Source organism: Steroidobacter sp. (assembly GCF_016790065.1).
Lineage (GTDB): Bacteria > Pseudomonadota > Gammaproteobacteria > Steroidobacterales > Steroidobacteraceae > Steroidobacter.
On record NZ_JAEUPY010000389.1, the window covers coordinates 1 to 5,154 of the forward strand.

3 protein-coding genes and 1 pseudogene are annotated in these 5,154 nt (G+C 62.0%); 1 reads left to right on the plus strand and 3 read right to left on the minus strand.

Features of this window, described 5'->3' with window-relative positions:
* A partial coding sequence (locus JNL55_RS16045) for a PAS domain S-box protein (RefSeq protein WP_293855477.1) occupies nucleotides 1-1,365 on the minus strand: 1,365 nt, incomplete at its 3' end.
* A gap of 322 nt (nucleotides 1,366-1,687) precedes the next feature.
* Nucleotides 1,688-2,389: a response regulator gene (locus JNL55_RS16050; protein ID WP_293855480.1), complete on the minus strand. Its 702-nt coding sequence runs from the start codon at nucleotides 2,387-2,389 to the stop codon at nucleotides 1,688-1,690.
* A 176-nt stretch (nucleotides 2,390-2,565) separates the two neighbouring features.
* On the opposite strand from JNL55_RS16050, the gene JNL55_RS16055 reads away from it, so the two are divergent.
* A complete protein-coding gene (locus JNL55_RS16055; protein WP_293855483.1) occupies nucleotides 2,566-4,023 on the plus strand; it encodes a PAS domain S-box protein in 1,458 nt (485 codons plus the stop codon).
* Between the two features lie 52 nt (nucleotides 4,024-4,075).
* On the opposite strand, the pseudogene JNL55_RS16060 reads toward JNL55_RS16055, so the two are convergent.
* Nucleotides 4,076-5,098, minus strand: a pseudogene (locus JNL55_RS16060) (EAL domain-containing protein).
* Nucleotides 5,099-5,154 lie beyond the last annotated feature (56 nt).

The window sequence follows — 5,154 nt, forward strand, 5'->3', positions numbered from 1 at the left end:
AGCGCGCTCGAAGCGAACTTCGCCGCCTAGGATCCGCGCACGGTAGCGCATGATCTTCAGGCCCATGCCCGGCGCGTCCACCGCATCAGACGGCATACCGATGCCGTCGTCGGTTACCGTCAGCCGAACCTTAGCGCGCGCCCCATGCAAATGCAGTCGTATAGACCGCGCCTGGCCATGCCGGACCGCGTTGCGAACCGCTTCCTGCGCGATCCGATACAGATGATTGGCTAATTCGGTGCTCAACGGGCGAATGGTCTTCACACGATGAGTACAAGTGACGTCGACGCTATAAAGCTCCGCAGCGTGCATTGCCAAGCCGTCCAGGGCGTCGGACAACCCGCCACGCTCCAAATTGACCGGCGATAGGCCGCGCGCCAGTGCCCGAGTGCTCTCGATCGAGCTGTTCACCAGTCGCGTAATGCCCTCGATTTCCGGAAGAATCGTCGGGTATTCCGTGGTCAGGCGGCCAGCCAGGCCTCGCAACATCAGTGCAATGCCGGTCAACTCCTGACCGAGGCCGTCGTGTAGATCGTTCCCGATGCGGTACTGCTCGCGACTGACCGCTTGCAGGATGGCTCGCTCCAGCTGCTTGCGTTCGCTGACATCCTGAAGCACCAGCAGACTGTGATTGCGACCTGCCACTTCGAACCGCGACAACACGCCGAGCGCGTTGAAATGGGATTCATCGGCACGCCGTCCGTCGAACTCCACTTGCATGGAACGACCCTGCTTGGCCGACAGCGGCTGCCAACGCTCCGGCTGCTCGAACGGCCAGCCGGCCAGCATCGACATGTTGCGGCCGATGAGTTCGCCGCGCCGATATCCGAATAAGGTATCGAAGGCCGGATTCGTGATCTCGATCACACCTTGCTCGTTGATCACGGCAACGCCTTCGAGCATCGATTCGATCATGCGAGCCTGGGTGGCGATGGCTCGCTCGGCCCGCACCTGCTCGGTGGTTTCGCTGGTGACCACGGCCAACGCGACGATCTTCTGGTCATCGCGAATCGGACTGACGCGCACGTCGAAGTGCCGCGACTGGCCGTCGTTACCTTCGATCTCGGCGACGTAACCGTCGACCTGACCGTTGGCCAACACTCGATGCAACGTCGACAGCGCGCGAGCGTGCAGGCTCTGCGGAAACAAATCGGTGATCAGCGTGCCTTCGAGCTGCTTGGCGCTACGCTCGCCGAGGCCGCGATTGGCCATCAGGATGCGCAGGCTGCGATCCACCACGAACACGGTATCGCCGACCGCAGCGACCAGCTGTCGCAACGTTTCGGTCTGCAGCGTCGAGCGCAGTCCGGCCTCGGCTGGCATCGTGCCGCCGCTGGCGAGATCGATTGGTTTCGCTGTGTTCAAAGCCGTGCTGTTCCCTGCAAGCGGATCGACAAAGGCCATACGCACCTGGACGGCGCGGGGGGATAAAGGGGTAGCCCGCTCACCGTGTCTGCGCATGGTGTTGGAGCGGAGGTGTAGGGGGTATCAGCCACTCCCCTAATGTCACACGCGGTCGGCGCGTCTTTGCCAAGAGTGTGGCGGGCGTCTCGCTTGGATAAATAATTCCAAGCTGAGCAAATACTTAGCTGTTGGAGAGCGGTACCAACCAGGAATCGAGCAGGCCCCGAGTGCGAACTGCGTCACACTCGGCGAGCGGGCCTGCGGCAGGTTTGGTAGCGTTTACTCAGTGAGTTCCGTTAGGGGCCGCGGCGGGACTGGCGCCGGGGGTGCCACCCTTGTCTGACACCCACTGGGTGGCATAGCGGATCAGCTCGCTGGTGGAACGCAGGTTGAGCTTTTCGCGCATGTGGCGACGGTGCGCATCGACGGTCTTCATCGACAGGTCGAGGCGCTGGGAGATTTCGCGAGTGCTGATGCCTTCGCCGATCAAGCGAAACACTTCCAGCTCACGCTCGGTCAGCGCCGACACCGGATCTTCATCCGCGGCTGGCGAGCGACCGCGCGCTACTTGGCTGAGCAAACGCTCGCCCATGGCGGAGCTGACGTGTCGCTGGCCGCGCGCGACTTTGCGTAGAGCACCTAGAAAATCGGTGCCGGCCACGTTCTTCATTACATAACCACTGACGCCCAAACGCAGCAGGCGTTCGGCATAGAGGGCTTCGTCCTGCATCGACAACACCAGCACCCGGACATTGGGATGGCCGCTACGAATCCAGCGCACCAGCTCGATGCCGTCATCCGGGCCGAGCGCCAGATCGACGACCGCGACGTCGGGTTCTTCACCTTGAATAGCGGTTTGCGCAGCCTGCACCGAGGCCGCCTCCCCTTGCAGAACGAAGTCGCTTTGTCCTGCGAGCAATTGTTTCAGCCCTTCGCGCACGAAGGGATGGTCATCGACGATCAGGATCCTTGTTGGATCGGCCATAGTCTTTCCTCGACAGAGGCTGCTGCCTCCCGCCTTCTACCGTCAGTTTTGCGACGGCACAAGGATGGAGCAATCCCCATTTTCCACAGTGCTCACATGATGATACGGTCGGCGTCGGTGCGTTCTACACGACGGCCGCAACACCCGCGAGCTGCGCACCCTCGGAAGATCTGGTCATGAAAAAGGATTCGACAGAACCGTTGCACTTCGTCCTGCTGGAGGACGACCCGAACGATGCCGAGCTGATTCAATTGCAGCTAGCGAGGAACGATCTGGACATTACGTGGCGGCACGTGACGTCCGAGAGCGATTTTCGAGCGGCGTTGGCCGGCACACCACCGGATCTGGTGCTGGCCGACTACACGCTGCCCGGCTTCGATGGTCTCACGGCTTTGCGCATCGTGTTAGAGCGCTCCGCCGATATCCCTTTCATTTTCGTGTCCGGCTCGCTCGGTGAAGAGCGCGCCATCGAAGCACTCAAGAGCGGCGCCACCGATTACGTGCTCAAGGACCGGCTGCAACGCCTGCCCATGGTGGTCGATCGCGCGCTGGCCGAAGCCCGCGTGCGTCGCGAACGACGACGCGCCGAGACGGCGTTGGAAGAGCAACGCATCCTGCTCAGCACGCTGATCGACAGCCTGCCCGAGATCATCTATGCGGTGGACACCGAGAATCGCGTGACGGTCGTGAATCGCGCGCTGCTCGACACTTTGAGCAAGAAGCGCGAGGAAGTACTGGGCCGCAAGCTCTCCGAGCTGTGGACCGAAGAGAACGTGGTCGACATCGAAGGCCAGGCCGTCACCACCATGCGCACCGGCCGCCCGCTCACCGATCAAGAGCGCGCCTGGATCGGGCTCGATGGCTCGGTGCGCTGGTTCACCTTCACGCACGTTCCCTTGCGCGATCACGGCACTGTGTCGGGCTTGGTGTGCACGGTGCACGAAGTCACTCAGCGCAAAGAGCTGGAGCAGGAGATTCTGGAAATCTCCAACCGCGAACAACGTCGACTGGGCAGCGACTTGCACGACGGCCTCGGTCAGGAATTGACCGGACTGTCGTTGCTCATGAAAGGCCTCGAGATGCAGATGGCGCGCGAGTCGGCTCAATACTCGGCGCAAGTGACCAAGATCACCGACCTGCTGGCGCGCGCGATTCAAAGCACGCGGTCGTTGGCTCGCGGTCTGGCGCCAGTGAATCTAGAGCGCGGCGGTCTACCGGAAGCGTTGAAGCACCTGGTCGCTCGCTGCACCGACATGTACAGCCTCGCGTGCACTTTCACGACGGGCGGTCAGAAGCTGCCGGATCTCGAAGAAGGCGCGGCCACGCACCTCTATCGAATTGCGCAGGAAGCGTCGACCAATGCCGCTCGTTATGCGCGCGCCACGTCGATCAACATCGATCTGCGTTCCACCGGCCGCAAGTTGCAGCTGTCCATCGCCGACGACGGCATCGGCTTGAGCGCCGGCCTCGCACAAGGCCGGCCGGGCATGGGATTGAAGATCATGGAGTACCGCGCACGCATGCTCGGCGGTCAGATCAGTTTCGATGAGCCGGGCGCCGGCACGCGCATCACGTTGACGGCGCCGCTGCATCTACTGCGTCAGAGCAAGGACAAGAAGCGCCTCGCTGGCTGATCGACGCCTAATCCAGAACGACACCACCTCGGCGAAGTGGTGCCGTCGTCTATTACTTCCGTACGACCGGCATCAGCGTGTGATCCGAACTGCCGTTCCACACGTTGATGAACGCCTCGATCTCCGCCGCCGGCATGGACGGCGCAATGAAGTCGCCCTGCAAAGCATCGCAGCCGCATTGTTCCAGGAACTCGAACGCCGGCGAGTTCTCGACGCCTTCGGCGCACGCAGTCAGCGACAGATTGTGTGCGAGCTCGACGATGGCGCGCACCACGGTCGCCGCCGCCTTGCTTTGTGCGATCTCGGAAATCACCAAGCCGTCGATCTTCACTTCGCTGAACGGCATCTTGTAGAGCAGCGTCAACGACGACGTGCCGATACCGAAGTCATCGAGCGACAGGCCGACGCCCTTCACGCGCAGCCGCGTAAAAATATCCATCACCAACTCGGGATCGTCGACCGACGCTGCTTCGGTCACTTCGAGCGTCTACTGTTCCGGACGCACTTCGAACTCACGCAGCACGCGCGACAAGCGCTCAGGGAATTCCAGATCCTGCACCAAGCGAGGCGACAAGTTCACCGCCGCGCCGAGATCCAAACCACGCGTGCTCCAGTGACCGATCTGCCGGATGGCATCGGTGAGCACGAAGTCGGTGAGATCGACGATCAAGCCGGACTGTTCGGCCAACGGCAAGAACTCGCCCGGATATAGCAGGCCCAGTCGCGGATGACGCCAGCGCACCAGCGCCTCAGCGCTACGCACTTGCCAATCGTTGGCCGCGCGCACCACTTTGGGTTGATAGTGAACGATGAGTTCGTGCTCATCGATGGCAGTGCGCAGCTCCTCCACCGAGATGCGCGAGCTGGGCTCCAGATGCTTGGCCAGCAATGTCTCGATATCTTCGAGCATGGCCGGCTTCTGCAACGTGCCGAGCATTTTCAAGCCCAACGATTCGCCCAACTGCCGCGCGCTCGCCAGCACTCGCTGATCCATGCCGCTCGCCAGCAAGATGCCGGAAGTCACATTCTGGCGCGCCAGATAGCGCAGCGCCTCGATGCCATCCATCCCGGGCATTTGCAGATCGAGCAGGATCAACGCAGGTTGCCGATGTGACAGCTGCTCGCGAAAGC

Coding starts and splice junctions, on each gene's coding strand:
- JNL55_RS16050 (WP_293855480.1), bottom strand. CDS start 2,389: ATGGCCGATCCAACAAGGATCCTGATCGTCGATGACCATCCCTTCGTG.
- JNL55_RS16055 (WP_293855483.1), top strand. CDS start 2,566: ATGAAAAAGGATTCGACAGAACCGTTGCACTTCGTCCTGCTGGAGGAC.